17 protein-coding genes are annotated in these 24319 nt (G+C 60.1%); 13 read left to right on the top strand and 4 right to left on the bottom strand.

Translation table 11 applies throughout. From position 1 onward, the window contains the following. The first annotated feature begins 1 nt into the window (after position 1). The 3 genes from AC07SZ_RS30295 (at position 2) to AC07SZ_RS30285 (ending at position 5942) form a co-directional block, all read left to right on the top strand. A complete protein-coding gene (locus AC07SZ_RS30295; protein ID WP_494917194.1) occupies positions 2-2212 on the top strand; it encodes a GumC family protein in 2211 nt (736 codons plus the stop codon). A gap of 73 nt (positions 2213-2285) precedes the next feature. Next, entirely contained in the window at positions 2286-4520 is a 2235-nt protein-coding gene (locus AC07SZ_RS30290; protein WP_494917192.1) for an oligosaccharide flippase family protein, read from the top strand. Positions 4521-4739: 219 nt separating this feature from the next. Next, positions 4740-5942, top strand: coding sequence for an acyltransferase family protein (locus tag AC07SZ_RS30285; RefSeq protein WP_494917190.1), 1203 nt, complete (start codon positions 4740-4742; stop codon positions 5940-5942). Between the two features lie 227 nt (positions 5943-6169). On the opposite strand, the gene AC07SZ_RS30280 is transcribed toward AC07SZ_RS30285, so the two are convergent. Both AC07SZ_RS30280 and AC07SZ_RS30275 read right to left on the bottom strand, forming a co-directional pair. Beyond that, positions 6170-7300 carry an NAD-dependent epimerase/dehydratase family protein gene (locus AC07SZ_RS30280; RefSeq protein WP_244493990.1) on the bottom strand — a complete coding sequence of 377 codons (1131 nt, stop codon included), beginning with the start codon at positions 7298-7300 and terminating at the stop codon, positions 6170-6172. A 178-nt stretch (positions 7301-7478) separates the two neighbouring features. Further along, positions 7479-8156 (bottom strand): helix-turn-helix transcriptional regulator, encoded by a 678-nt coding sequence (locus AC07SZ_RS30275; protein WP_056567873.1) that lies wholly within the window; start codon positions 8154-8156, stop codon positions 7479-7481. A gap of 290 nt (positions 8157-8446) precedes the next feature. On the opposite strand from AC07SZ_RS30275, the gene AC07SZ_RS30270 reads away from it, so the two are divergent. Further along, positions 8447-10189 carry a sensor histidine kinase gene (locus AC07SZ_RS30270; protein ID WP_494917187.1) on the top strand — a complete coding sequence of 581 codons (1743 nt, stop codon included), beginning with the start codon at positions 8447-8449 and terminating at the stop codon, positions 10187-10189. A 90-nt stretch (positions 10190-10279) separates the two neighbouring features. Here the strand turns inward: AC07SZ_RS30270 and AC07SZ_RS30265 are convergent, their stop codons facing one another. Further along, entirely contained in the window at positions 10280-10954 is a 675-nt protein-coding gene (locus AC07SZ_RS30265) for a LuxR C-terminal-related transcriptional regulator (RefSeq protein WP_494917185.1), read from the bottom strand. Positions 10955-11526: 572 nt separating this feature from the next. Here AC07SZ_RS30265 and AC07SZ_RS30260 point away from each other — a divergent pair. The 9 genes from AC07SZ_RS30260 to AC07SZ_RS30220 all read left to right on the top strand — a co-directional run bounded on the left by AC07SZ_RS30260 (position 11527) and on the right by AC07SZ_RS30220 (position 22156). After that, on the top strand, positions 11527-12249 hold the full coding sequence (locus AC07SZ_RS30260; protein WP_056567884.1) for a nucleotidyltransferase family protein: 723 nt from the start codon (positions 11527-11529) through the stop codon (positions 12247-12249). A 51-nt stretch (positions 12250-12300) separates the two neighbouring features. Beyond that, positions 12301-13437 carry a DegT/DnrJ/EryC1/StrS family aminotransferase gene (locus AC07SZ_RS30255; protein WP_056567887.1) on the top strand — a complete coding sequence of 379 codons (1137 nt, stop codon included), beginning with the start codon at positions 12301-12303 and terminating at the stop codon, positions 13435-13437. Further along, entirely contained in the window at positions 13434-14108 is a 675-nt protein-coding gene (locus AC07SZ_RS30250; RefSeq protein ID WP_494917182.1) for a sugar transferase, read from the top strand. The genes AC07SZ_RS30255 and AC07SZ_RS30250 overlap by 4 nt, the downstream gene beginning before the upstream one ends. A gap of 45 nt (positions 14109-14153) precedes the next feature. Next, positions 14154-15158 carry an SDR family NAD(P)-dependent oxidoreductase gene (locus AC07SZ_RS30245; RefSeq protein WP_056567893.1) on the top strand — a complete coding sequence of 335 codons (1005 nt, stop codon included), beginning with the start codon at positions 14154-14156 and terminating at the stop codon, positions 15156-15158. Beyond that, positions 15155-16423 carry a hypothetical protein gene (locus AC07SZ_RS30240; protein WP_494917180.1) on the top strand — a complete coding sequence of 423 codons (1269 nt, stop codon included), beginning with the start codon at positions 15155-15157 and terminating at the stop codon, positions 16421-16423. Before AC07SZ_RS30245 ends, AC07SZ_RS30240 begins: the two co-directional genes overlap by 4 nt. Beyond that, a complete protein-coding gene (locus AC07SZ_RS30235) occupies positions 16410-17669 on the top strand; it encodes a polysaccharide biosynthesis/export family protein (RefSeq protein ID WP_494917323.1) in 1260 nt (419 codons plus the stop codon). Before AC07SZ_RS30240 ends, AC07SZ_RS30235 begins: the two co-directional genes overlap by 14 nt. An 83-nt stretch (positions 17670-17752) precedes the next feature. Continuing rightward, positions 17753-18670: a class I SAM-dependent methyltransferase gene (locus AC07SZ_RS30230; RefSeq protein ID WP_244493991.1), complete on the top strand. Its 918-nt coding sequence runs from the start codon at positions 17753-17755 to the stop codon at positions 18668-18670. Positions 18671-19034: 364 nt separating this feature from the next. Beyond that, positions 19035-20786 (top strand): type I secretion system permease/ATPase, encoded by a 1752-nt coding sequence (locus AC07SZ_RS30225; RefSeq protein ID WP_065005144.1) that lies wholly within the window; start codon positions 19035-19037, stop codon positions 20784-20786. Between the two features lie 26 nt (positions 20787-20812). After that, a complete protein-coding gene (locus tag AC07SZ_RS30220) occupies positions 20813-22156 on the top strand; it encodes an HlyD family type I secretion periplasmic adaptor subunit (protein ID WP_056567904.1) in 1344 nt (447 codons plus the stop codon). Between the two features lie 47 nt (positions 22157-22203). On the opposite strand, the gene AC07SZ_RS30215 is transcribed toward AC07SZ_RS30220, so the two are convergent. Continuing rightward, positions 22204-23646, bottom strand: a complete 1443-nt coding sequence (locus AC07SZ_RS30215; RefSeq protein ID WP_056567905.1) for a coiled-coil domain-containing protein — start codon at positions 23644-23646, stop codon at positions 22204-22206. Between the last annotated feature and the right edge of the window lie 673 nt (positions 23647-24319).

Below are 24319 nucleotides of genomic sequence, written 5' to 3'. Positions count from 1 at the left end.
GATGGAAGGTTCCATAGCCAGCCGCGCCAGGCTTCCGCGCGCTACGCAAATGGCCGTCGCTACGCTTGACACCAATTCGCGGATGAGGCGACCGCCACGCGAGCATATGCAACCGTCGTCTCCCTTCCATCAGCTCGTCGTCACCCTGGCGACGAGAAAATGGTTCTTGCTTGCCGTTGCCCTTCTGGGTGGCATCCTGGCCGGCTTGGCGGGTCTTACCCGTCCGGTACTGTTCGAGGCGACGACGCAGGTCATCATCGACGCCCCAAGCACCGGCAATCCGGGCGGCACGGCGCTCGTTCAAGACTCGCTGGATTCGAGCATAGATGACCATCTGACGATGCTCTCGTCGCAAGCCCACCTGCGTCGAGTTCTGGTCGCGCTACGCAAGGCTCAGGATGCCGATGCTGCCGGAAAAAACGGCGTCAGTGCCGTCCCGCCCGCCGCTGGCTCATTCGTGAGCAATCTCCTGAACCGGATCTGGTCGCAGGACAAGCCGGCGGCGGGAAGTCCGGAAGCGGCTGAGGCCGCCGATGCCGCCGAGCTGAAGACGCTGCGGAACGGGATGAGGGTCGGACAAGAGTTGCGCTCGCGCGTCATCACCATCGGCTTCACCGATGCCAGTCCGGCGCGTGCGGCGCTCATCGCCAACACATTCGCTCAGGTCTATATCGAAGACCTCGTGCAGAAACGCCGTGCATCGGATCAGCACGAGCTGGAGTCGCTGGTCGCCGGTCTGCCGCAAGTACAAAAGGATCTGGTCGAAGCGACCGATCGGCTGGAGACCTACCGGCTGACACACGGCGCCGTTGATCAAAGTGCGGCCAACAACGCAGCCAATGAAACAGCGGAACTCGGCCGGCAGATTTTCCTGTCGAAAGCCAATCTTTCCGCCTCGGAATCGCGCCTTAGCCATATCGAGGACCTGCGAAAGGCGGGCGCCCCTGTCTCGGCCATAGCCGAAGAGATCGGATCGCCTGTGCTGACGGACCTGATGGCACGCCAGCCGGCCGCCGCGAACGGCGATCCGGGCAGCGCGATCACCCTCGAGATGGAACAGGCCATCGCGCACATCGCCGCGGAGGCGAATGTCTACCGCGCGCAGGTCGCGGCTCTCGAGGACCGCAAGAGAGTGCTCGACGCGGCCGTGGCCGACACCGCGAGCCAGCTTTCCGGATTGCGTGCCCTCGAGCCGCAGGTGGCCATCGTGACACAGCACTACAACGAGCTCCTTGGCCGCCAGCAGGATCTGATACGGCGCATCGCCGCTCCTTCGCCAGGCGTAGCGGTTCTTTCAACGGCATGGCCGCCGTCAAATCCCAAGACCCTGTCGCCAATTTTCCTGATTCCACCCGGCATGATCGTGTTTGGCCTGATGGGGGCGGTGTTCGTTCTGATCCGCAACAATTTCAATCAGACCTTGCGCAGCGAAGCTGAAGCCGAGGCCGAGCTTGGGATTCCGTGCATAGGGCTGCTTCCCAAGGTTTCGGGACTTCACGCGAGACAGCTGCGGCATCTGGTACTGGGCCAGCAGAACTCACCGTTCAGTCGAGCCGCGACATCCCTTCTCGTCACCGCGGCGCCAACCCAGGGCAGGGGTCAGCCGCCGCATATCATCCTCGTTACGTCCAGCATCCAGGACGAGGGCAAGACAGAATTGGCATGGAGCCTGGCGCTGGCGGCAACCAGACTGGGCGGAAAGGTGCTTTTCCTCGACCTCGATCGCAAGGACGTGCGGCTCACGAACGAGTTTCGTGGCGAATTCAGCACCGTCAAGGCCCACAACTCCTTCGGAGACTATGTGAGTGAACGCTGCACGCTGCAGGATGCAATCACGAGAATGCCAGAAATCGGCATCGATCTCATGGCCGCTCCAGCCCCTTCGGATGATCTGCTGACGCTTCTGTCGACGGTCGACAAATCGCAGTTCACGGACGAACTGCTCTCGGTCTACGACGTCGTCATCATGAACGGGCCGCTGGGACTCGGCGGCCCAGAAACCAGACTTCTGAAGCGCTGGGCTGACGCGGTGCTTTTCGCCGTTCGCTGGGACAGGACGAGGCGCAGCATTGCCCGTGGTGTTCTGGAGTCGCTCCGGGGCGGTGGATCCGTCGCCGTTCCAGTGGGGAGCGTGCTCACCCAGGTGAATCTAAAGAGGCACGGCGGCTACCGGGTCGGGGACAACGCCGACCTCCTGTTGGCGAAGGTTTGATGGGCCGTCGCCTCCGCTTCCTGACAATACCACAGGGAACCAGGTGCGTTCCCACAATCGGACCTGACCCGGAATGATCATTGAATTTTTTGGACCGCCAGGATCCGGCAAGACAACCTTTGCACACGCGCTGGCGGAGCAATTGCGTGGGAAAGGCTATAACGCCAAGGTCGCCCTCAGCTATAAGCCCAGCACGAGGGCGGGAAGCCTTGATCTTGGAATCGTTCTGTTCATCACGAGAATCGCGTCGGCAATATTCTCGACTTTAAGAATATTGCTTTCGTCGGGGGGGATAGCGAACGATCTTTCCTTTTCGCTGTCGATTGTAAGATTGATAACGCCAAAGAAGAGAATCTGGCGCGCTCGTATCTGGCGATATCTTCTGCATCTTTCGCATTGCTGGAGCCGGGCCAAGCGATCGCCTGATATTATAATTTTCGACCAGGGATACGTTCAAGCGATTGGAACGCTGGCGACCTTCAATGGGAACACAGACAACGACGTGCTCGCAACGGCGCTCAGCCTCGCGCCGCGGGCCGATCTCACCATCAGGCTGGTGGTGCCGTCCGATGTCGTGGAGAACCGTTTACGGCAGCGGATCAAGCACCAACCGCCGGCGGAGCGGGTTTTTGAGGCCGACTTGAACGTGAATATGCTCTCCGTTGGTGTGTTCGAATCCATAAATGACCTCCTCGCGACTTCCGGCCGAAAAATCATTCCCGTCGACAATGTCGACAGTCAATCGACGTTCAAGGGTATTTGTACGGTCGAGAAGCAAGTCATTTCCGCGCTTTCGCGGATGGATAGGGGATTGGCAGGTCAAGACCGAAGAGAAGGCGTCCCCGATACCCACGTCATGGGTCTCGACAGTCGCGTGTCTCGAAAGGCTTCAGTTTATCCCGCCGCCCCTCCCTCAACAGCCACACCTCGACGGAACAAGGACGTCGGCTCGCGGCTCGCTCGAGCAAGCGTCTTCGCCCTTTTGATATATATCGGAGGTGCCGGGCTGACGAGCCTTGCACAGCTGGCCATTGCACGTCTCATCGGGCCCGGCAATTACGGCATCTACTCCTATGTTCTGGCTTGGACCTCAGTGCTCGCCTATCTGGCAACGCTTGGTTTCAATGTATCCTTGTTGCGTTTTGTGCCCGCCTACAGAGCCAACGGCAGGCTTGATCTGGCGCGGGGGGTGATAAAATTCGCCCTGCAGAAATCGCTTCTTGCGGCGACGCTATTCGGGATGACGGGCGCTGCCCTGGTCCTCGTCTTCTCGGATCATGCGCAATCGGATCACATGCGAAGCGGACTTGAGATCAGTATCGTGCTTGGCATGGCGGCCGTACCCTTGATTACCGCTTATGCCATTGGCGCTACGCTCATACGTGCCTTTGGGGGCGTCGTCTCGGCGCTCTTGCCGGAGCGCATCGTGCGAGATGGGCTCCTGCTGATATTGGTGGCGATCATGGCCAAGTCCGCACTACGGGTCGTGGACGCGCCGGCGGTGATGGTGGCGGTGCTGATCAGTTCCGCCTTCACGGTAGGGCTGGTGTTCATCACCGCGAGGAGGTTTGAACCACCTGGGCTGCGGCAGACTCAGCCTAGTTATGAATCAAGGGAATGGTGGTTTGCAGCCCCACCGCTCATGCTCATCACCGGGCTCGATGTTTTTGTCAGCCGGGCAGGGGTGCTGGTCTTGGGCTGGACAGACCATATTCGTGAAGCCGGTATTTTCGCCTTGGCGTTGAATGTCGCGATGCTTGTGGGGCTCTCTCGCATCGCCGTCGCTACCATGTTTTCGCCAACCGCGGCCGATCTGCATGCCAGGGGAGATCGTCAGGCCCTGCAGCAGCTCTTCGCACGAGCCACGTTGCTTTCCGCTGGTGGCGCCATAGCGGTGGCCATCCCCATGATGTTGATCGTCGAGCCGTTCTTGAGCTATTTCGGTGAGGGCTACAGCGCGGGAGCGCCAATCGCGCGTGTTCTTATTTTGGGATATGTCTTTGTCGCGCTGTGCGGGCCTCAGCAGAATCTCCTGACCATGACTGGAAACGAATGGGCCGCCGCAACGACGATGGTCGCCGGCGCCGCGGCCAACATCGTGGCCTGTGCCGTCGGCGTCGCGATGTACGGCCCGATCGGCGCTGCCGTGGGTGTCGCGCTTGCCCTGAGTATCTGGAGCGTTGCCATGGCCATCTATATCGGCAAGCGACTGAAAATCTTGCCGGGCTTGGTTTTTGCTCTGCTCTCGATCAGGCCGAGCGCGATTGACGCCCAACAGGGGAATTGGTTCTTGAGGGCGGGCAAATAAGGGCGCTTCATCCGTCGGTGCCGGCCCGCGTCATCGAACAGTCGGTGAACGAAAGCCTGGTGCATGTTCATCGGCATCGCGGCGAATGGGCTTGGCACCTCCGAGATGGCTGAAAGCCTGCTGGCAGGGCCATCATATTTTACGGGCAGTGTCAGTCATTCGAAGGATGCGTGAGTTCCGGACGGTCGTCACCGTGTTGTGGCAAGCTGCGGAGCATCCATGGGACAAGAACCAATGGAGTCGGCCTCGACGTCTTCGATGCGCCATCGGTCCGAAAGATCGACGCCTGTCGAGCCCGGTCAACGTCAAACCCTCACACAGGTCCAGGTTCTGCGCGCCCTCGCGGCAACTTCGGTTGCGCTGCGTCACGCCCAGCATGATGCGGCGAGCCTGGAATTGGAGGCCGGCCGAACCTTTCAAGCCTGGAATCCGATACCATGGAGCGCTGGAGTCGATATCTTCTTCGTGATTTCCGGCCTGATCATGGTGCACACGTCGCGACAGCTGTTCGCAAAGACGGGTGGCGCGCGTCTCTTTCTTTCTCGCCGGATAGCTCGGATTGTCCCGCTTTATTGGTCGGTCACCACGCTCTATCTTGTCGTGGCGTTGCTCGCTCCCACCTTCCTCAACCAGACCTACATCAATTCCAGGTTCGTAATCGAATCCTACTTCTTCATTCCCGCCACTCGCCCTGACGGCGTCGTTCAGCCTCTCTACGAGCTAGGTTGGACACTCAACTATGAGATGCTCTTCTACGTATTGTTTGCGGCGGCGATCATGCTCCCCATGCGTTGGGCTGTCACGGTGCTGCTCACGACCCTGGTTGGGATGGTGTTCGCGGGCCGTCTCGCGGCGCCTTTGCGAGAGCCATTCGCGTTCTGGACCGATCCGATCATTCTCGAGTTCGCCCTTGGCGTGATGGTCGGGATCATGTGCGCCTCTGGCCTGCGGCCATCCGGTCTCATCAGGGCCTGCGTCGCTGCAACGGGACTGGCCGCCCTGATGCTCGCGGCGGCATTTCCCGAAATCTCGATCGGCATTGCCCGCCCCGTTGTTTACGGCATCCCGGCATCTCTCATCGTCTGGAGTGCCGCCTTGGCGCCAAGTGAGTTGAGGCATGAAAGTCGGGCCGCGCGATGGGGCGCTGGTGTTGGCGATGCGTCCTTCGCTCTCTACCTGCTGCATCCGTTCGTGATCCGCGCCATGCGTATCATCTTCTGGCGAACTGGCCTGATTTTGTTGCTTGGCCCATGGACCTTTATCGCGTTGGCGCTGGCGACCACTTTCGGCGTGGCACTCATCACTTACCGCCTGTTCGAGAAGCCGCTGACTGGCCGTGCCCGGCGCCTCTTGGGAGTCGGGTCCGGCGCCCCGCAGCAGTTGCGTCCATTTCCGGTGCCGGCGTATCCCAAGGCAGACTGATCGAGCGCCACAGTGCTGCCGGCCAGGGCAATTCCAGGGAAAACGGGTTTCCAGAAAAAATAATGAAAAACAAATAGTTAAGAGAAGTTCGCCATGTCCATGAGATGATGAACTGCTCCAGGGGGCAGGGCGAACGCCATCCGTTCGCACGTGGATCCCATGGGCTTTGGGTTGATGAACCGGCGTTGTCCTCTTTCCGGTTACCGCCAGCCACCCGCTGTCTTGTTCTATGCCGGAATGAACGCTTGCCTTTCCCGGCTGGCCTGCTTTCCGTGAAAATCCCGGTACCATTCCACGAACCGTTGCACGCCGTCCTCGAGTGCGGTTGCCGGCGCGAAGCCGACAGCGCGGCGAAGATCGCCGACGTCGGCGCGGGTTTCCAGAACGTCGCCCGGAGGCAAAGGCACATTGACGCGAAGTGCACGGCGGCCGAGCGCCGTCTCGATGATGGCGATCAGGCGGTTGATCTCCTCGGGCCGGTCATTGCCGATATTGTAGATCCGATAGGGCGCCGAACTGGTGGCGGGATCGGCTGCCTGACTGTCCCAATCGGGATCGGCGCGCGGCGGCGCGGCGAGCACGCGAACCACGCCTTCCACGATGTCGTCGATATAGGTGAAATCTCGCCACACGTGGCCGGCATTGGCGATTTCGATCGTTCGTCCCTCGGCTATGGCATGGGTGAATGTATAGACCGCCATGTCGGGCCTGCCCCAGGGACCATAGACGGTGAAGAAGCGCAATCCGGTCACGGGCAGGCCGAACAGGTGGCTGTAGGAATGCGCCATGCATTCGTTGGCGCTTTTGGTCGCGGCGTAGAAGCTGACCGGATGGCTGGCGCCATGGTGCTCGGAAAACGGTATGCTTCGATTGGCGCCATAGACTGAGCTCGACGAAGCATAGACGAGATGGCCGACGCCGGTGCGCCGGCAACCCTCCAGGACATTGAGAAACGCGACGATGTTCGACTGCACATAGGCATGCGGGTCGACGAGCGAATAGCGCACTCCAGCTTGAGCGGCGAGGTGCACAAAATGCGACGGCCGGAAGTCCGAAAACAGCGCTTTCACGAGCGCCTGGTCCGCGAGGTCCATCCGCATTGGCGTGAACCTCGGCTCGGCGCAGAGGCGTGCAAATCGCTCTTCCTTTAGCCTTGGATCGTAGTAGGGCGTGAAATTGTCGACGCCGACAACCTCGACGCCGTGTCGCAAAAGTCGTGACGCGACATGAAATCCGATGAACCCAGCGGCACCTGTGACGACGACCGGCCCAGCGCGCGCAAGTTCCGAGACAGCGCCGTCAGACTGCACGCGAGCGGCATCCGCCAGCTTCCGCCCTGTCGAATTCAGTTCGGCCATAGCAAGTCACTCCTGTTTCGAGACCCCAGGCGCTGCCTGTGTGCGACCGCATCGAAATGGTGAGAGAGGGCGGCGTCAGTTCCACGACCTGAGCAACGCAGCCGCCGGCTGCGTTGCAACGCTGGCTCCCGATCGTGTGGATCCGGACGGATGCTGATATCCGGCGAGGTTGCCTATCTCACGGCAGGACCGAAATGCGCCCCAGAAGAGCAACCAGCTCTGCCTGGCGCTTCGTCTCGGTCTTGGCGAACAGAGAGGCAAGCTGGGAGCGGATCGTCGTGCGGCTGAGGCGCCAGCTGCGAGCGATCTCCAGCGGCGCATCGCCTTGAGCCAGGCGCAATGCCAGCTGCGTTTCCGCGCTGGTCAGGCCAAACATCCTTTGCAATGTCTGAGGATTGGCCGCTGAGGTGTTCTCCCGATCCAGCAAGGCGACGATGCTCGTCCCGTCGGGTGCGATGACACCCGTTTCATTCAGGATCACCGGCCTGTCGCCTCTGCTGCGGATCACCACCCATGACAGCGAGCCTGGCTGGAAATGGACCGGAACATTCGCGACCAGTCGCCTTAGCCCCGCGGAAAGCTCGCTGGCCGTTTCGGCCGCTTCGCCCTGGCGCTCCAGTGTGTCTTGAGCGGCCCCGTTCCATTCGATTACTTTTCTGTCGCGATCCAGCACCAGATAGCCGCAGCCTATGCGGTCGAGCATGCCGGTTATGGATTCCAAACTGCGTCGCCGCGCCCCGCCAATTCTGGCGTCCGATCGATCCGGGAGCTGTGTCGAGCGTGCATTGCGAGTATTCCTCAGTACGATGTATTGGCTGCCCGCAGCCACGTCGTTGTGCCTGTCAATCAGTGTCATAGCTTCTACCCCAACCCTAGTTGCTTCTGACGCAAGTAAATTACGCATTATTTACTTGCTCTAAATTTTACATATCGCCCAGAGCGCGCTCCTCTGTCTTGTGTTTCGACATAGTTGAAGAACTCCGCGGCAGAACGGTTCCGCAGCGTTCGTCGAAATGTACGTTCTGATGAGCCCTTCCAACCCTCGATCTTATTCGCCGGGAAAAGCGTGGCAATCCGGCAGTGGTACTAGGTTGCCCTTTCATGGCCTAGTCTCGACGGACTAGACGGAAGGTTGTAGTCTGGCGCATGGGTTCGTTTCTGCGCCGACTGAAATTGAATGTGTCAGGCTCCCCGTTAGCTCATGTAGCTTCGCTGTTGGTGCTGGCGGTCTCTTTAGTATTCGAAGCGGCAAATACAATACATGTTGGGCAGGATGCAGCATTTATTGCATTTATTCCGGCGATTATTGTCATTGCATATCTCGAAGGGCGAGTGCTCGCCATCGCCGCGACACTTCTCATGGCAGCCGCCGGCTTGTGGGAACGGCGCGTCCTGAACTCTCAAATCTCTGCGGAGGATTGGACGCGCGCCATCTTCCTTCTGGTTTCGGGTGGGCTGATCGCGTTTGTGTTTCACCGCCTGCGACAGGATTTGCGCGAGGCGCTTGAGGTCGCAGAGGCAAGGCTTGCTGCCATCGATGCCGCCGAGGGCCGCTATCGTTGGGCCTTCGAGCGCGCGGCTTTGGGTTTTGCGAATGCCAATCGAAGTGGCGAACTGCTGCAATCGAACAGACGTCTTTTTGAGATGACCGGCTACGGAGAAGAGGAACTTGCGCAACTGGAGCTGGAGGCGCTTGTTCTTCCTGACGATCGAGATGCCGTGCGGGATTTGTTGAAGGATCTGAGCAATGGCGCCGCGTCATCCGCTGCGGATGTTCGCCTGTTGAGGAAGGACGGCAAGGCATTCTGGGCTCGTCTGGCCCTGTCTTCGTCGCGGCCCGACGAGGTCTCCACCGAGAGCGTGTTCGTGGTGATCGACGATATTTCCGAGCGCCGAGCCGCACGCGAGGCTCTCCGGGCTCAGAAGGAATGGCTTGATCTCGCCCTGTCTGCCGGACGCCTGGGCACGTGGCGTATCGATCTCAAGGAGGGGACAGTCACGGGCTCCGACAAGTTCTGGGACATCCTTGGCCTGCCGCCAACGCGCGTCCGCCCCCTGGAAGAGCTCTCGACCGTGATTCATCCGGCCGATTGGCTGAAGCTGGCGGCCTCGGCAAAACCATCGTCCGGTGTGAATTACGACATAGAGATCCGTGTCCGACGCACGGACGGCCATGTGCGCTGGATTGCCCTGCGTGGTCGGCAGGAAAAACACGGCGATCGACCGTTGCGCATCGGGGTGGCTGCCGATCTCACCGAGCGTCGACAAACCACGCTTCTTCGCGCTGCCGTGAAGAAGCGCGAGCGCATCATGCGCGAAGAACGCCATCGGTTCAGCAACCTGTTCCCGGTCATCACGGCCTTGGTGAAGATGATCAATGTTCCCGAGAACGACGTTGCCAAATACAAGGAAATGCTGATCGATCGGATCAGAACGCTGGAAGCGACTCACATGCTCCTTTCAGGTCACAGCAATATTTCAGGGCTGCTTCACGAGCTCGTGGCCCAGGAACTGCAGCCCTTCAAGGAAACACGGGATATAACGATCAGCGGCCCCTCCGTTTTAGTACCAGGTGGCGCCGCCGAGAGCTTTGCGATGATACTTCACGAACTGACGACAAACTCCGTGAAACACGGTGCGCTGGGTGACTCACAAGGCAGGGTTGAGGTTAAGTGGCAATTCGCACCCGCCGGCGCGGGCGACGATCTTGTGTTCGACTGGGTGGAATCGGGGCGGCGGAAGAACGCAAAGGTCGTGCGCCACGGTTTCGGTTCCATGATAATCGGAGTCGACGGCACGCCGCTTGTCGGCCATTCCCCGAAACTGGAAATATCGGAGCATGGACTGCGGTATTCATTGCGACTGTCGCGGAAGGAAATCGAACTCTGAAGCGCGCCATTTGCGCGACGGCCTCGTGATACGCTTTAAGTTCTCATACCGTGCATGTCACCCAAACCACCTACCTTGAGCGATCCGTCGTCAGTTGACATTCCTCGACAGCCAGCTTTGCAGCAAAACGGCTGCTTCGGTCCGGTTTCGGACCCCGAGCTCGCGCAGAATGGCGGCAGCATGGATTTTCGTTGTCGCCTCGGCAATATCCAGGTTGCGGGCGATCTCCTTGTTCGAATACCCCTCCGCCATCAGTTTGAGGACATCCTGCTGTCTCGGTGTGAGCCTGTCGAGATTGGCGCCGTTCACGCTCCGACGAATTGGATTTTTCGCTGGGGGCAAGGTCGGATATTGCCTCTCAGCCGACGCTCGAGACAACAGCGCCGGCACATAGATCCGGCCGGAGAGGATCTCGTTTACGGCCAGCACGACTTCCTCGTCTTTCTGCGACTTGACGATGTAACCGTGAAGTCCGATCGAAAGAGCGGTCAGTATCTCAGAGCGCGAATCATCCCCGGAAACGATCGCAAAGCGCGTGCCAGGATAGGCCGATAGAACGTCACCGAGAACCTCCTGATTGAACAGTCCGGGCATGTTAAGGTCGAGGATCGCAAGGTCGATGGATGCCTGCTCCTCAAGAAGATTGACCACGGCATCGAAACACGCAGCCTCGAATATTTCGGCATTCGGAATGCCAGCCGTAAGTGCCAGCCGCAAGCCGCGCCGATACAAGCCGTGATCGTCAGCGATGACGATCCGATACATTGAACTACCCCAACGCTCACTCGGTTCCTGACGAGAAAACCCGCTGAAACCTCCCATTCCTCCGTGATGGACACAACTGTGGCGATGCTGAAAGTCGTGATCAACCACCTGTCGTGACATCACAGTGATATCCACGGCGTCCCCACCCGCGAACATCACGCATGGATAATATAATCCTAAATTGCGAAAAAGCTTCTGTTATTTTTTTTAACCCTGCGCGAGCTACCTGGCCTGCTGAGCGATATCGAGCACGAGAGGTCGCGGTGCCTCACGGCTTTTTGATGCCAGCACCTGCCTTCGCTGGGGCCCCAAGGGCCAATACCCGTACTCGGCGAACGCTGCTCGCGGCCAAGTCCTGACCGCTCAGGCAGGCCTCGATTTCGCGGAAAATCAATACCGGAAAAGCGTTGGCTCGTTGCCATTCGAATGCACGACGACAGCCACCCCAGCTGTCACATACCCTTCTCGTATGATGTTCGGATTGCCGCCGAGGGTCGGACCGGATGCCAGTCCGAATGAACTCGAACACGAGATGCCCGGACAGAACCAAATTGTAATTCAGGGAGGATCGGATGAAAGCGGTGATTCAATGTGGCGGAATGGGCACGCGCCTTCGGCCCTTCACGTCGGTCTTGCCGAAACCCTTGATGCCGATAGGAGCCCGGCCCGTTCTTGAGTTGCTTCTCAAGTGGCTGCGGCGCAACGGCATAGAAGAGGTCTACATCACGACCGGCTATCTCGGGCACCTGATCCGCAGCGTCTGTGGAGATGGATCGCAATGGAATCTGAAGATCAGATACACCCAGGAAATGGAGCCGCTCGGCACCATCGGGCCTCTGTCCCTGATCAGGGAAGAACTGAACGATACATTTATCGTGCTCAACGGCGATGTTCTTACCGATCTAAGCCTCAGCCGGTTCGTGGCCGCGCACCGCATGCACAAGGATCCGGTTACGATCGCCACTGCCTGCCGACTGATCAAGATGGACTTCGGCGTCATCGACGAGGTCGACAATGCCGTTCAGCTCTTCAGGGAAAAACCGACACTTTCCCATCTCGTCAGCATGGGCATTTACTGCATGAACCCGGATGTCCTGCGGTTCATTCCTTCCGGCATCCCATTCGGGTTCGACGATCTGATGCTCCAGATGATGCAGGGCGGCACGGCCGTGCATGTGTACAAGCACGACGGTCTCTGGCTCGACATCGGTCGTGTTGACGACTTCCAGAACGCACAGGCGATTGCCTGGGAAGAGCAGTCGACCTCGATCGAGGTCGCCGCCGCGGCCGCGTGAAGACTTCAGATGTAGAGGCCGAACCAGCAAATAACAGTTCAGGAGGTCAAGATGCTCTTGGTGAGCGCACCAATTCTAGGTGTACCGGAGAAGGTAGCCCTATCGAAGGTGATTGATAGCGGCTGGCTTACCATGGGAGAGCGGGTACAAGCTTTCGAGCAGGCCTTTGCCGACATCCATGGCGCGCAGGATTGCGTTGCGGTCGGCTCTTGTACCGCGGCGCTTCATCTCATCCTGCATGCGCTGGGAATCGGCCCGGGCGACGAGGTGCTGGTTCCGTCACTGACCTTCGTGGCGACCGCGAATGCCGTGCTGTATGTCGGGGCCACGCCGGTCTTTGTGGACATAGAGTCGGCGGACGTGCCGCTGATGTCGCTCGCGGAAGCCGAAGCGCGGTGCACGCCACGCACAAAGGCGGTCATTCTCGTCCACTTCGCGGGCTACCTCCCCAATCGGGAGCAATGGCAGCGTTTCGCCCGGGCTAGAGGGCTGCATATCATCGAAGATGCCGCGCATGCCCCTGGCCTGAGGGAAGTGGGGACATTCGGCGCAGCGGCTGCCTTCAGCTTCTATGGCAACAAGAACATGACAACGGCGGAAGGGGGCGCCGTGATTGCGCGCGACCCCGATCTGCTCGACAGGATTCGCCAGGCCCGCGGGCATGGCATGACCACCGGGACACATCAGCGGCTGAACAGTCGTACGCCGCAATACGATGTCACCATGCTCGGGTTCAACTACCGCATGGATGAGCTGCGGGCGGCGATCGGACTGGTTCAGCTGCAGAACCTGCAGGAGTGGAACGAAATCAGGCGCATCCTGGCCGTACTGTACCGGCGCCTCATCGCGGAACGCTGCCCTGCCGTGACAGTTCCCTTCAGCGAACCCCGGACGTCGGCTTACCACATCATGCCGATCCTCCTGCCGCGCTATGCGAGGCGGCAGGATGTTATCGACGAACTGCGGACGCTGGGGATACAGACCACGATCCATTATCCGCCGGTGCACCAGATGACGTTCTATCGTGAGCGGTATCCCGACACTCATTTGCCGCGCACAGAGGATTTTGCTCAGCGAGAGCTGACAATTCCACTGCACCCCCAGATCACGTCACCTGTCGCGGAAGCAGTTGTGGCTGCGCTGGCAGCCGCGCTCAGCAGCGGCGCCCAGACAGGAACCGCGGCATGAATGCATCAGACCTCTCCCTCCACCGGCGTCTCGTCTCAAGCCCCACGCATGGCTTCGTGAGACGTTCGATCGATCTCGCGGTCGCCGGCACCGCGTCCGTCATTTTGGCACCGCTGATGCTGCTGATTGCCGTGGCGCTTCTGCTCGAAGGTGGCCGCTCCGTCTTGTTCGTGCAAACCCGTATGGGCGCCGGCGGCCAACCCTTCCGCATGTACAAGTTCCGCAAGTTCAGGGTGGACTGCAGCTCCCAGGGCCTCGCCCTGACCATGGTTGGCGACAGCCGCATGACGACCGTAGGCCGGTTCCTCGCCGCGACCAAACTCGACGAATTGCCGCAGCTATGGAATGTCCTCAAAGGCGAGATGGCGATCGTTGGACCACGACCCGAGAGCCTGGCTTTCGCCGATTGCTTCCACGGTGGCCTGGAGGCCGTTCTGCGTTACAAACCTGGCCTGCTGGGCCCAACGCAGGTTCTTTTCCGGCACGAGGCGCGTTTCTTTCCCCAATCCGTGGATCCGATCCTGTTCTACCGGGAGGTCATTTTCCCGGCCAAGGCAAGACTCGACCTGTCCTACTATCCGCAGCGCACCATCGGCTCCGACATCATGTGGATGGCACGCGGCTTCCTGGCGGTTGTCGGCTGGGTTCCATCACCGCCGATCGACGTATGAACTCCAAATGGAAAGCGCTTCATCAAGTCAAGGGAATGCGCAGTCATGAGCTACAATGGCAAGAAAGTTCTGGTGACAGGCGCGGATGGATTTATCGGTTCGCATCTCACCGAAGCGCTTGTTCGCAACGGGGCGGATGTCACGGCCCTGGCGCTCTACAATTCCTTCGACAGCCATGGGTGGCTGGACGATTTGCCGGACAACATCCGCGGCCGGCTGAAGCTCGTCCGCGGTGACGTCCGCGACAGCGCCTTCCTGAACCGGATCATGCGTGGCCAGGCTGTTGTGTTTCATCTGGCTGCCCTCATCGCGATTCCATATTCCTATGCGGCCGCCCAGTCTTATGTGGAAACCAACATCCTGGGCACGGTGAACGTGCTCGAAGCGGCGCGTCAATGGGAGACGGAGCGGGTAGTGCATACCTCCACGAGCGAGGTCTACGGAACTGCCCAGACCATGCCCATTCGCGAAACGCATCCGCTGCAGGGACAGTCACCCTATTCGGCATCCAAGATCGGCGCCGACATGATGGCGGAGTCCTACGCCAGGTCGTTTGATGTTCCAGTCGTCATCATGCGGCCCTTCAACACATATGGTCCTCGCCAGAGTGAGCGCGCCATCGTGCCGACCATCATTCGGCAGGCCCTCGACCCCAACTGCCCGGCGATCATGGTCGGTGATACGAGCCCGATCCGTGACCTGACCTTTGTCGAAGACACCGCCGCGGCGTTCCTGACGGCAGGCTTGGCGGGGCTCGAATTCGGCCACGCCTACAATGCCGGCAGCCAACGTGCGGTGACCATCTCCGACGTATTGGACCTCGTCCTCGAATTGAGCGGTTCCAAAAAACCGATCCATCGCGACGAAAGCCGTTTGCGGCCGCAAAATTCGGAGGTTCGCGCCCTGCTCGCCGATTCCTCGCGCTTTGAAAGCGAGACGGGATGGCGGGCGCAGACCAGTCTGCGCGATGGGCTCGAGCGGACGATCGCATGGTGGCGCGCGCGCCTTGGCGAAGGCCGGGTGCGGCGCGAAAAGGGTTATATGACATGACCCTGCTGCGCCGGCATGTGGTGGCACTGTTGCTGATTGCCGGTGCCGTATTCCTGAACTTCTACATGGCCGGCGGCCGGGCAAGCAACGCATCGGGCCCGCCGGTGGCGGCCAACCTTCCGGACTATCTCGGTGAAACAAGGGATCCGGCGTCCGGCACGGTCTTCTTGCGGATCACAGAACCCGGAATTCTCGGCCTGGCCGGTGTATGCGGGACGAAATACTGCACCCACCGCTATTCAAGCGCACAGGCCTGGAATGCCGACCAGAGCCTTCTTTTGATCGTCAATGGTTGCGGTGGCATGTGCTTTCTCGACGGCCACAGCTACGTGCCATTATTCCACCGCGACCGCTCGATTGAATGCGAATGGCATCCCAGGGATGCCCAGCTGATGATCTGCGTTGCCGGCCGGCAGATTTCAACCTGGGCGCCACGCACCAACCATGAGGATGTCGTGTTCGCCTCGTCGGCCTACAGCAAACTTCAGTTCGGGCCTAACAAAGGCAATCCGAGCCGCGATGGCAACCGCATTGCCGTGCGTGCGACGCGTAATGACGGCAAGGCGGTGGTCTTCGGCTACGACCTGAAGGAGCGGAAGAAGTTCCCGGATATCGATCTTGCCCAGCTTCCAGGAACCACCGGCTCGTGTTCGATCTCCCCGCTCGGGATCAACATTTTGTGCTCACAGGCATTGCCGGACGGCAATGAACCGAACTTCATCTTTTCCATCGACGGCGTCCTGCGCCAGAAGTGGATGGAGCACCACCGGCCCGGTCACGGCGACATGACGGTCGATGCCGACGGCAGCGAAATCTATGTCGGGATCAGCAAATCGGATCCCGACAAATATCAGGTGATCAAGCGCCGATTGGCTGACGGCAAGGTCACCTCGCTGATGAAATATGGCGAGGCCATGCATGCGTCGCTCAGGTCGCTGGACAGGCCGGGCTGGGTGTTTCTGAGCTATGGCGGTACGCCAGCCGAAATAGCGCAGCACCCGGATTGGGCGCCTTACGCTCAGCAGGTCATTGCACTGCGCCTGGACGGCAGCGGAGAGGTCCGCCGTGTCGTCGACACGCAAAACGCGCACTTCGATTACTGGAGCGAGACGCATGCCTCGCCGTCTCCGGATGGCTCACAGGTGATCTGGTCGAGCAATTGGGGCGTGCCCGGTGGCCCGGTATACGATTTCGTTTCTCGTCTTGAATGGCCTTCGGAGCCGGTGCCGAACCAGAAGGAGATTGTCGCAAATGGCCTTCACTAAACGAACCGTTCTTGCCTCGGTTGCCGGGATGTTCCTGACATCGATGGCTGCCGCCGGCGAGGTCGAGCCCTATCGCCTGTCACCTGGCGATACAGTCGAGATAGGGATAGCGCCAATTCCGGATCGGACGCAGCGAGCCGTGGTCCAGATGGACGGCAATATCGCCCTTCCCGAAGTCGGGATGGTTATGGTCGGGGGGTTGACCGCGTCCGAGTTGCAGAACCGGATGCAGACGCTTCTGCCGGCCACGATCTTTCACCTGCGTTTGCCGGATGGACGAGAGCAGATGGTTGTCGTCAAACCAGGTGATATAACGGCCATCATCGCCGACTATCGTCCGATCTACGTGACGGGCGACGTGCTTACGCCGGGACAGCAGGCTTACCGTCCGCTCATGACCGTGCGGCAGGCGCTCGCCGTCTCCGGCGGCTTCAGCCTCTTGCGGTCACGGGCGGGCCAGACCGGACCCGACCCGGTCGATCTCAGGCGTGATTACGAAACACTTTGGGGGGACTACACCAAGGAGTATTTTCACGCCGCCCGTCTCCGCGCTGAACTTCAGGACCAGGCGGATTTCGACAAGCAGACACCGCAGGGGTCGCCTCTGTCGCCCAGCGTCGGGGCAGCGATCGCCCAGGCTGAGGCGGATGCGTTGAAGATAGCGCTGAGCGACTTCCAGCAGGAACAGGCTTTCCTTGAGAAGGGCCAGAAGGACGCGGCCGATCAGATCGATCTTTTGCAGAAGCGCGAACAGGTCGAATCCGAGAGCGTGAAGGCGGATCAGGACGACCTGGCGAAAGTAACCAAGGCGTTCGACGCGGGCAATCTGACCAACACCCGGCTCGCCGATGTCAGGCGCGCCTTGCTTCTCTCTTCAAGCGGTGCGCTGCAAACCTCGGTCGAGCTCATGAGAGCGCGGCGCCAGCAGGAGGACTATGTCAGGCAGCGCGAACGCAATGACAATCAGAGGAAAGTTGGCTTGCTGACGGATCTGAAGGACACCAACGCGCGGCTGGGGGATGTCACCGCCAGACTCCACGCCGCCAGCGAGAAGTTGCAGCCGACCGGAGCGTCCGCCCAGCCATTGCCGATTGCCGGCGAAACGATCCAGGCTCAAGTCACCATTGTGCGCAAGATAGGCCACGAGTGGCGCAAAATCTCGGCTGACGAAGATACGATTGTGATGCCGGGGGATACCGTCGAAGCCAAGTTCAGCAGTGATCTGCAAAGTGCCGCGATCCAATAGGCGGCTTCGATCCGCCGGCCGATAGAAGGGGGCTTGGGAAACTGTTCGATTGGAGGGTCGAACGAACCGAACAGGAGATCCTGGTGAGGCTCAGTTCCAAGCGAGATGCGAAGCGGAAATGGTTGACGAACACGGCTCGGATGGTGCAGCCGGCGGCTTATGCCGTCGATACGCCTTCGGCGGTTCGAATTCTCATGGCCGAGTCCCAACCCCGCAAGTGCGCAGTTTGGCAGGACCTGGCGTCCAGCCAACAGATCCACACTCAGGGCGACCGGGTGTCGGACGACTACAGGACCAGTCATTGCGCGCCGGGCTACGGCACGCACTACAACATGACGTACGAGTCCGGCTACTATGGTGCGTTGTGGGACAAAATCGAAAGGCCAATGATCCTGGACCTTCTTCGCCCAATGGGCGGAGCCGGTCGAAACTGCCTCGATTTTGCATGCGGAACAGGCCGCATCACCAACGTCGCGGCTCAGGTTTTCGGCGAGGTGGTCGGCGTCGATGTTTCCAAATCCATGCTTGCCTGCGCGCAAGTTCCGAACAATGTGAAACTGCGCAACATCGATATGACGATGGAATCCCTCGAAGAGACCTTCGATGTCGTAACCGCTTTTCGCTTCTTTCTGAATGCCGAGGATCAGCTGAAACGGGAGGCGCTGAAAGCGATAAACCAGCAGCTGAAGGATGGCGGACGGCTCGTGTGCAACGTTCATATGAATGCGACTTCGCCCATCGGCCTGGTTTGCCGGCTGCTCAATTGGTCGCTTGGACGCACGGTTCGCAACACGCTAAGCGAAACCAGATTCAAGAAACTCCTGACCGCTTCGGGCTTCCTCGTGGAGGAGGTGATACCTTACGGCTATCTGCCTCGGCCGGGACGCTTCCTGCCGGGAATCTGTGAAGCACTGATCGAGCCATTCGAGAAGCTATCCAGAACCCTGCGCGTTCCCGGACAATTGGCGCAGCATTTCCTTGTTATCGCGAGGAAGCACTAGAAAGGCGAGATCGCTTACTCAAATGGTTCAGTGAAGCGGCTATGAGCCGGGCGCCGTGGCTTTGCCTCAGCGGCGACTCACCCCCAGGAAAAATGACGCAGGCTCGATTTCGTTTGCCTGAAACGCGATCTGTACAGCCACCCTCGCACCTTAAAACGGCAGTTTTCCCCTGGTTTGATGCGTCGATTCCCGGTTTTTCGGGCCAGCGTCACGATTTTGCTACATTTTGACCGAAGGCCACGTACGTTAGTGGGGCGTAATATTATAAGGCAAAAAGGGAAACGCTCCTGAAAACCAAAAAAATGTTGACGGCCGGCGGAGCCAGTGAACCTGCCCGACGACTTCTTACCGGAGGTCGCAAGCCATGAACCTTGGTGGAAACTCGCCCGATCTGCGTGGCGCTATGCTTGGCGCCGCGCCCGCACTGGTAGGCGTTGGCGTGTTCTCGGCGGTCATAAACATTCTCGCCCTGACCGGCTCCGTCTACATGCTGCAAGTCTACGACCGCGTTCTGCCTTCGCAGAGCGTTCCGACGCTGGTCGGATTTACGATCGGGATGCTGGGCCTTTACGCGGTTTACGGCCTGCTGGATTTCGTGCGGCTTCGCCTCCTGGTTCGAATCGGCAATCGCCTCCATAAGACTCTGCAGCAACGGGTCTTCGGGCTCTCATTGTCCTTGCCGCTCATCGGCGGGCAGGACGCGAGCCGGGTACAGCCGCTTCGTGACCTGGATCAGTTGCGCGGCTTCCTTTCCGGATTAGGGCCGACTGTCGTCTTCGACGCACCGTGGATACCGTTTTATCTACTGGTCATCTTTCTTTTGCATCCTTCGCTCGGTCTGCTGGCGACGGGCGGCGCGATTGTTGTCGTGCTGCTCACGGTTGTCGCGGAAATCCTTGGCCGCGGCCCGGCCGCGCGCGCCTCCGAGACGCTTGTGTCACAGCGCAATCTTGCCGACTCTGGCCGCCGCAATGCGGAGGTTGTCCGCGCGATGGGCCTTTCCGGGCGGCTCGCCCGCCGATGGGGGGAGGTCAATCACGCATATCTCACGCACCAGGAGCGCCTTTCCGACATCGTAGGCGCCACCGGTTCAACGTCGAGGGCGCTGCGGATGGCCTTGCAGTCCTGCGTCCTGGGACTTGGTGCCTATCTCGTGATCGGAGGTGAAGCGTCGCCCGGCGTGATCATAGCATCCTCCATATTGCTGGGCCGCTCGTTGGCCCCGGTTGACGCGGCGATGGCAAACTGGAGAGGGTTTGTGGCATTCCGTCAGAGCTATTCCCAACTGGCAAGGGCGCTGACCGCCTTCGGCAGCCATGACGAGCTCATGGAGCTGCCAGCCCCGCAGGCGATGCTTGCGGTCGAGGAACTGACAATTGCCCCGCCAGGCCAGCAAAAACCGACCGTGGCCAATGTCAGTTTCCGCCTGCAGGGGGGCGCGGGAATGGCGATTGTCGGCCCAAGCGGTTCCGGGAAAACGACACTTGTGCGCGCGCTGGTGGGCGTGTGGCAGCCGCTTCGCGGAACGGTAAGGCTGGACGAAGCCTCGCTCGACCAATGGGGTCACGAACAGCTTGGCGCCCATATCGGCTACCTGCCGCAAGATGTTGAACTGTTTGATGGAACGGTTGCCGACAATATTTCGAGATTTGGCGGCAAGGGCGACGCCAAGGGCGTGCTGGCAGCCGCCAGGGCGGCGGGCGTCGACAAGATGATCATGCGATTGCCGAATGGTTTTCAAACACGCGTGGGCGAGGGAGGGGCAGCCCTTTCGGCCGGACAGAGGCAACTCGTCGGGCTTGCCAGGGCACTTTATGGCGAGCCGTTTCTTGTCGTCCTCGACGAGCCGAATTCAAACCTGGACGTCGATGGCGATGCCGCCCTGGCCGGCGCGATCCTGGCGGTGCGCCAGCGCGGAGGCATAGTCATCGTCGTTGCGCACCGTCCTTCCGCCCTCACCAACATCGACAAGGTACTCGTAATGTCGAATGGGACGCTTCACTCCTTCGGCTCGCGCGAGGAGGTCCTGGCCAACGTTATCCGGCCCTTCCCCTCGCCCGCTGAACGGCCGGCGTCGGTTGTCCCGATGCAGAAGGGAGTAAGCGGTCATGCGTGAGGTGCTGCTCCGTGTCTGACGCGACGATGTTTTCATACGTGCCGCTCGGCGATGCGACCCGAAGGACCGAGGCGAATTCGGCCGAGACGCGGGATGATATCCGGGCCAACCTGATCCTGGGTGCGGCGATCACGGCCCTTTTGATTGTCGGCGGCGGGCTTTGGCTCGGTTTGACCAAGATCGCCGGCGCGGTGATTGCGCCTGCCACCGTGGTGGTCGAGAGCAACATAAAGAAAGTGCAGCATCTGACCGGCGGCACGATTGGCGGCATATTCGCGCAAGATGGCGATCATGTCCGGGCCGGCGACGTGGTGGCCAGGCTGGATGACACGCTGACGCGGGCCAACCTGCAGATAATCAGTGAGGATCTCGATCGCGCCACCGTTCGACTTGCGCGGTTGGAAGCCGAGCGACAAGGCCTGTCGGAGATGCAGCTTCCTTCCGGCCTCCAGACGCGGATGGGCGACCCGGAACTGGCCGCACTCGTCAATGGCGAGCGCGCCCTGTTTGAAAGCCGCGCCACGGCGTTGACGGGGCAGAAGGCACAGTTGCAAAGTCGCTCAAAGCAACTCGAGCGTCAGATCGATGGCCTCAAGGCACAGCAAGCCGCGGAAGACCAATCCGTGGTCTTGCTGGATGGGGATCTTGCCGACGTCCAGGCGCTTTTCACAAAAAAGCTGGTGTCCAAGGAGCGACTGAGCAACATCAGATTGGATGCCACCCGGGCGCACGGAGAGTCAGGGCGCCTCGCGGCGGCGGTTGCCGAGGCGCAGGCCCGGATCAGCGAGACCGAACTGCAAATTCTTCAGCTCGATGAACAGAGGCGCAGTGAGGTGACCAGCGAGCTTCGCGAAACCGAAGCCAAGCAGACCGAACTCGAAGAGCGCAAGGTTGTGGCGCAAGACGAATTGACCAAGACCACCATCCGCGCTCCGCAATCGGGAACGGTGCAGGAATCCTCTATCCATACAATCGGCGGCGTCATCGCCCCCGGCGAAGTGCTCATGATGATTGTCCCCGACACCGACAACCTCGTCGTCGACGCGCTGATTCCGCCGTCGCGCATAGATGATATTCGTCCCGGCCAGCGGGTCTCGATCCGGTTTCCTGCTTTCGACGCCGGCACCACGCCTGCTTGCCAGGGATCGGTCAAGCGCATCTCGGCGGACCTGATCAAGGATCAGCAGAAACAGCTTTCGTATTTCTCGGCGCGTATCAATGTCGAGAACAAGGCAGCCTGCCTGACCGACGCCAAGGTGCTCAAACCAGGCATGCCGGCAGAGGTTCATATAAGCACGGACGAACGCAGCGTCTGGTCTTATCTGCTGAAGCCTCTCACGGATCAGATGTCGCGGGCTTTCCGTCAGTGACGTGACGGATCGTTGCAACCGGGCCGCGGATATGGGCAGCCCTCTTCCTACGATGCGGTGAGCGCCCTGCGACGAACGCGGCGCATGGAGCGCGGTGTTCGCTCCGCCGTCACGGGAACCTTGGCTGCATCGCTCTTGTGCGGCAAGGCGTTCGCCTTCGTCGTCGCATGGAGCCTCTCAAGCGGCAGGAGTTCCCTGATCCTGGCGTTTACCGATGCAATTTCGGCCCGCAGGTCTTCGCATTCCTGCCGGCGGACATCGAGTTGTATCTGATCGGACGCCTGCTGCAGGGAAAGCTGTGAAAAATTGGCGGTTATCTTCGAGAGGTTCAGCTTGTCGGTTTCAGCCTCCTTGGTGAGAGCGGCCAACCTTTCATCCGCGACCTGCTTTTCCGCCACGGCCTCGCTCCATTGAAGCCTGAGCTTGGCGAGTTCGTTCGAGGCTTCGCTGTTTGCGTTTGATGCGAGTTCCAGTCGTGAATGGAGGTTCTGGATCTCGGAACGCGATCCTCGAATTTCGGCACGGCAGCGTTCGATCTCGGCGTTCTTCTCCGCTTCCATGATACGGGCGGCTTCCGTCAGCTCGGACAGTTTCGCCTGGGCGACCTCAAGCGACGTATGGAGTCGTGTCGCTTCCTTTTCGCTCTTGCCGAGTGCAGCCAGCAATTCGGAGTTTCGTGCCGCTTCGTTGGCATGGATCGTGGAAAACCCGTCGAGCCTGTGCCGCGCCTCGTCTTCCCGCTTCAGCGCTTTTTCGAGGTCGATCGACAGGCTGACATTCTTTTCCCGCAGCTGTTTGTTTTCGCGCGCGCGTCTGTCGGCCTCGACGGTAGCCGCTGCAAGTGCGTTAGTGAGGTCTCCGAATTCCGCTTCGTTTTTTGCGTTCGTGTTCGCGGCCTCCACGAGTTCCAGCCTTGCCCCGGCCAGTGCGCCGCGAAGCGCCTCACAGTCTTGAACCAGGCTTGCCTCGCGCTGCTGCAAGGCCTCCACAATGCCTTCCCGCTCGTGCTGCCTTCGATTCAGATCATTGAGCCTGTCCGACAGGCTCCTTTGCTCCGCGGTCAGGTTCAGATTCGCCAGCTCGAGTTCGTTGGCTCGCAGAATGTCGGCGTGAAGAATGTGGAACAATTCGCGGGTCAGGTGATGTGTGCTTGCGATCTCCGACAGTTTCGCGTTGATCTCCTCGAAATGGAGCTTCGCATCGCGAAACAGTCCATCGAACGAAGTCAAGGCGGCCATACGGCTCTGCGTATGAGAGGTCAGTCGTCGCGCGGGTTCCGCAGTGCCGGCACTGTCTCCGGTTTGGGCGCTCTTGTCCTGTTCGCTGTTGTCCTCTTGCATGGGCGTCTCGTCCGCGACGGCATCTCTTGCCTGCTCTGACAGATCGGACAAACCAAGGCACTCGTCGACGGCGTTCGCCAAGTCGGCTTCGAGATCCTCGAAGGACTTCTCGGCGTTGTCGGCACGCCTGATCAAATCTCTGAACTTCATGCCCTACATCCCCCTTCAGCATGCCTGGATCGAGCAAGGCGAGGATTAAGCTTCCCCTTTGTATCGAGAGGTCAGTTCGGCGTCTTCGTGCAATCAAACGATGCCGAGCGCCAGCGATTTCAGCGCCTTAACGGCAAGGAGCGGTCGAGATCATGAGCGACAGGCCAAGGTTTGGTCTCCTGCGTGGACTCAAGTGCCGCTCGCTTGCAGGCATCCGGGGCAGTCCGGGCCCCATGTGGATCAAGCGGCCCGACAGCCTCTTGGAGGGGGGCATCAGGCGGCCGGGCCTAACCGGCTGTTGGGTGTGTTTTGGTTTGCCGGCTGAGTCAACATGCGCCTCGGCTGGCGGAAGCGCATCATTCGAACGAACTGCCCGTCTTTAGATGTCTCTTGGCCGACCACGCAGGCTCCGCCACGGAACTGCGCCCTCTTTGGGCGACTTCGGACTTCAAGCACGACAGGTCGGCTTTCGATTAAGTCCATGGGCTCCTTCAAATGAACGATCAGCCCGTGGTCGGGGAGGGATAGCATGGCTCTCGTGTGCAATGGGGCTGGAATTCTGCAGGCTATGGGGCAAAGCCATGTGCGGTATCGTTGGAATCGTCGGCCATTCGCAGGTTGCGCCGCTCATCGTCGACGCGCTGAAGCGGCTCGAATATCGCGGCTATGACTC

The organism is Mesorhizobium sp. GW821-FHT07A06 (assembly GCF_059419085.1).
This window is presented reverse-complemented; position numbering and strand designations above follow the sequence as displayed.

Bases quoted from the DNA above. Each gene is read 5' to 3' on its own strand.
- AC07SZ_RS30295 (WP_494917194.1), top strand. From the start codon at position 2: ATGGAAGGTTCCATAGCCAGCCGCGCCAGGCTTCCGCGCGCTACGCAA.
- AC07SZ_RS30290 (WP_494917192.1), top strand. From the start codon at position 2,286: ATGATCATTGAATTTTTTGGACCGCCAGGATCCGGCAAGACAACCTTT.
- AC07SZ_RS30285 (WP_494917190.1), top strand. From the start codon at position 4,740: ATGGGACAAGAACCAATGGAGTCGGCCTCGACGTCTTCGATGCGCCAT.
- AC07SZ_RS30280 (WP_244493990.1), bottom strand. From the start codon at position 7,300: ATGGCCGAACTGAATTCGACAGGGCGGAAGCTGGCGGATGCCGCTCGC.
- AC07SZ_RS30275 (WP_056567873.1), bottom strand. From the start codon at position 8,156: ATGACACTGATTGACAGGCACAACGACGTGGCTGCGGGCAGCCAATAC.
- AC07SZ_RS30270 (WP_494917187.1), top strand. From the start codon at position 8,447: ATGGGTTCGTTTCTGCGCCGACTGAAATTGAATGTGTCAGGCTCCCCG.
- AC07SZ_RS30265 (WP_494917185.1), bottom strand. From the start codon at position 10,954: ATGTATCGGATCGTCATCGCTGACGATCACGGCTTGTATCGGCGCGGC.
- AC07SZ_RS30260 (WP_056567884.1), top strand. From the start codon at position 11,527: ATGAAAGCGGTGATTCAATGTGGCGGAATGGGCACGCGCCTTCGGCCC.
- AC07SZ_RS30255 (WP_056567887.1), top strand. From the start codon at position 12,301: ATGCTCTTGGTGAGCGCACCAATTCTAGGTGTACCGGAGAAGGTAGCC.
- AC07SZ_RS30250 (WP_494917182.1), top strand. From the start codon at position 13,434: ATGAATGCATCAGACCTCTCCCTCCACCGGCGTCTCGTCTCAAGCCCC.
- AC07SZ_RS30245 (WP_056567893.1), top strand. From the start codon at position 14,154: ATGAGCTACAATGGCAAGAAAGTTCTGGTGACAGGCGCGGATGGATTT.
- AC07SZ_RS30240 (WP_494917180.1), top strand. From the start codon at position 15,155: ATGACCCTGCTGCGCCGGCATGTGGTGGCACTGTTGCTGATTGCCGGT.
- AC07SZ_RS30235 (WP_494917323.1), top strand. From the start codon at position 16,410: ATGGCCTTCACTAAACGAACCGTTCTTGCCTCGGTTGCCGGGATGTTC.
- AC07SZ_RS30225 (WP_065005144.1), top strand. From the start codon at position 19,035: ATGAACCTTGGTGGAAACTCGCCCGATCTGCGTGGCGCTATGCTTGGC.
- AC07SZ_RS30220 (WP_056567904.1), top strand. From the start codon at position 20,813: ATGTTTTCATACGTGCCGCTCGGCGATGCGACCCGAAGGACCGAGGCG.
- AC07SZ_RS30215 (WP_056567905.1), bottom strand. From the start codon at position 23,646: ATGAAGTTCAGAGATTTGATCAGGCGTGCCGACAACGCCGAGAAGTCC.